Annotated in this window: 3 protein-coding genes and 1 pseudogene; 2 read left to right on the top strand and 2 right to left on the bottom strand. The window is 37.1% G+C overall.

Annotation, left to right across the window (positions count from 1 at the left end):
• Positions 1 to 261: pseudogene (locus HMPREF0645_RS14010) on the top strand (transposase); the annotation flags it as partial.
• A gap of 430 nt (positions 262 to 691) precedes the next feature.
• Positions 692 to 1,120 carry an NTF2 fold immunity protein gene (locus tag HMPREF0645_RS11625; protein WP_007175222.1) on the top strand — a complete coding sequence of 143 codons (429 nt, stop codon included), beginning with the start codon at positions 692 to 694 and terminating at the stop codon, positions 1,118 to 1,120.
• A gap of 239 nt (positions 1,121 to 1,359) precedes the next feature.
• On the opposite strand, the gene HMPREF0645_RS13705 is transcribed toward HMPREF0645_RS11625, so the two are convergent.
• Both HMPREF0645_RS13705 and HMPREF0645_RS11620 read right to left on the bottom strand, forming a co-directional pair.
• Positions 1,360 to 1,515, bottom strand: coding sequence for a hypothetical protein (locus tag HMPREF0645_RS13705; protein ID WP_007175220.1), 156 nt, complete (start codon positions 1,513 to 1,515; stop codon positions 1,360 to 1,362).
• A 358-nt stretch (positions 1,516 to 1,873) separates the two neighbouring features.
• Complete coding sequence (locus tag HMPREF0645_RS11620) at positions 1,874 to 2,545, bottom strand: hypothetical protein (RefSeq protein ID WP_007175219.1); 672 nt, start codon at positions 2,543 to 2,545, stop codon at positions 1,874 to 1,876.
• Positions 2,546 to 2,656: the final 111 nt, after the last annotated feature.

Raw genomic sequence — 2,656 nt, 5'->3', positions numbered from 1 at the left:
GTGACAAAAACCGGTGATTCAGGGGTTAAGGCCTTGCAGGCAGAGATTAGACGCCTGAAGAAGGAGCTTGCGCACGAATCACTCCGTGCCGATGCATTCAATGAGCTGATCAACGTAGCTGAGAAACAATTCAACATCTCCATCCGAAAAAAGCTGGCGCCAAGCAGTAAAGAACCTGCATGCAGAAGACTCAGGACATTACCGAGTGTCGAGTCTTTGCACACTGCTTGGCGTGACGAAGCAGGCCTATTACAAGTATGATGAGACCCGTCTTCTTGAAACGAAAGTAAGAGTAGGCTATTCGGTTTATTATATCAGGGAATGAGTATTGACATGATGACACCAAGGGATGCCGCGCTCCGTGTGGGGAAAATCTCAAAGAATTGGATCAGTTACAGAGAAAGTCACATAAAAGCAAGGCAAAATACTTGCGTAATCTCTGAAATAAGAGTACCTTCGCTGGCGTGTCAGGGGCTTCCTTCCGGGCTGCGCCCTCCAGTCAACCAATATTAGTGATAAGGAATTCCAGTCAACTATAATCAGTTTTAATGTTTAACTGAGTCAACTTTTTTAAGGATAAGCCTCTAAGGTAGTCAACCTAAATCAGGAAACTACAATCTCATGGATTTTGTAAACTATTCGAAGAAACTTGAAAAAGTTACTATTGATAATCAACTATATAAAATGTTACATGAAAAAAATAAGTGCATGTTATTTTTTTTTAATAGGACTATGTCTAGGTATAATTGGAAGTATTATTTATTCAAAAGTTCATCCAAAAGCAGTCAAGTCTTCCACACCGTCTTTAATTAATTATATTGACAAAGGGGAAATTAATCCAGAAGACACTATCACTTTTGAAAATCTTGATAATGAAGGTGCTAATCCTGACTCTGGCTTTATTCCAAATGCAAAGGTGGCTTATGAAGTTGCTATTGCTGTTTTGAAGCCTATATACGGTCATTATGTTGATAAAGAAAAACCATATAAAGTAGTTCTAGATAGTAAAAGATATTGGATTATCACAGGGTCTAAGGATTCTATATCTAAGGGAGGAGTTGCCGAAGTAACTTTAAGAAAGAGTGATGGAAGAGTTATAATGGTAACACATGGTAAATAATTCTCAATAAATATCATGGCATATTACAAACTCATCTATAGCCTGATGCTGCCAAACGGAAATTGAATGTTACATATCAACAGTTCGTTAAAATTTGAGATAAGGCTACGCAGCTTTCCGCTGCCAGCCAAAGAGTTCTTTGATAGTATGACTAATAAACTTTCGGGTCGGTATGTTCCGACACCTGTCGAAAATTAATTTTGCAATGTATGTGCTCACCATGGGCTCCTTGAAAGAAGTCATGGAATACGGTAGTCCCATTTTCCTTCATCATCACCTTTGCCACATTCTGTGATGCGAATGATGCGTTGTAGGAGAAGTCCAGCTGATTCTTGTGCCTTGCCTGGTTTACTGATGTAGCTTGGATTTATGGCTATAGCTAGCAGCCCGTCCATGTTCAGATAACGCCGGGAAAGGGAGAGACTGAACTTAACCCAGTTGATGCACTTAGCCCTGCTGCGGTTGAAATTCGTTCTGTAGGTCTGCTCGCAATGGGTCCCGTAACGCTACTTCTGAGCGAAATTTATCTTTTTTTATCGCCATTTACAATAAAATTATTTCCAAGAGTATATTTTTGAAAGTTTTTCCTAATTTTGCAGATGAGCTTTTGATGGCATCTCTGCAGATTTCCGTATATTGGTCGAGTGGTTCTGATGTCATTTACTTGATGTTTAGTCTACTATAAGGTAGACTGACAATCAGCCACTTGACCAAATTATATTAGTTATATTAAGTTAATTAACTATCTCATATTCAAGCGGTTAAGTTAGAATTAGCGGAGTATTGATAATTGACTGATTTTTTTTTTATGACTTCCTCACTAATATCTTCAGGTATCTTCATATCTCCAAATGTAACTCTTCTGTTTTTAGGATACTTATCTCCCCATATAACCGATTCAAGTGCATTGTAAAGAGCCTCTATACTTGGTATCTGAAGTTCATCATTGCTATATTTACTCAATGCGTTGTTGAATAATGAAAATAGTAAGGATATATATAACTTATTCTTTGTAGTATGGCAATAGGTCCCCATACAACTAATAGCTGTATGGATAGTATCTTCATAAGATTCATCATCTAAATTGATGAACTTGCAAAGTACATCTTCATATTTTTCCGCTAAATTCCAATAACTACTACTACATAACACTTTCAAAGCAACGGCTGTGATTGAATCACAAAATGCTTCTGTATTAATGAATTTCTCAACTATAGCTATGTTTCCTTTAGTTGGTTTCGTACATAGACCAAAAGCTGCAATACCATTGTGAATTTCATAGGAAAAATCCTCCTGCCAAGAACATGTTTCAATCTTATTTAACAAATTCTTCAGGTATAGAAATTCTTCCTCTGTCAATGAAAATGTCCATTTTGCTTTATTGAACAACGAAGACATTTCTTTTTTATTAATCTGCAATTTCATGAGCTTTACTTGGTGTTCGCTGAATTAATAAATCGTCATGACTGCAAAGCAGCGGACTCTAAACTTCGCAATGGCATTTGTCCATAAATTGAGCTTCATTTCGAAAAGGGT

The sequence above is a fragment of the Hallella bergensis DSM 17361 genome, from assembly GCF_000160535.1.
Taxonomy (GTDB): domain Bacteria; phylum Bacteroidota; class Bacteroidia; order Bacteroidales; family Bacteroidaceae; genus Prevotella; species Prevotella bergensis.
This window is presented reverse-complemented; position numbering and strand designations above follow the sequence as displayed.

Excerpts from the sequence above, each read along its gene's own strand:
- HMPREF0645_RS11620 (WP_007175219.1), bottom strand. The coding sequence starts at position 2,545 with ATGAAATTGCAGATTAATAAAAAAGAAATGTCTTCGTTGTTCAATAAA.
- HMPREF0645_RS13705 (WP_007175220.1), bottom strand. The coding sequence starts at position 1,515 with ATGGACGGGCTGCTAGCTATAGCCATAAATCCAAGCTACATCAGTAAA.
- HMPREF0645_RS11625 (WP_007175222.1), top strand. The coding sequence starts at position 692 with ATGAAAAAAATAAGTGCATGTTATTTTTTTTTAATAGGACTATGTCTA.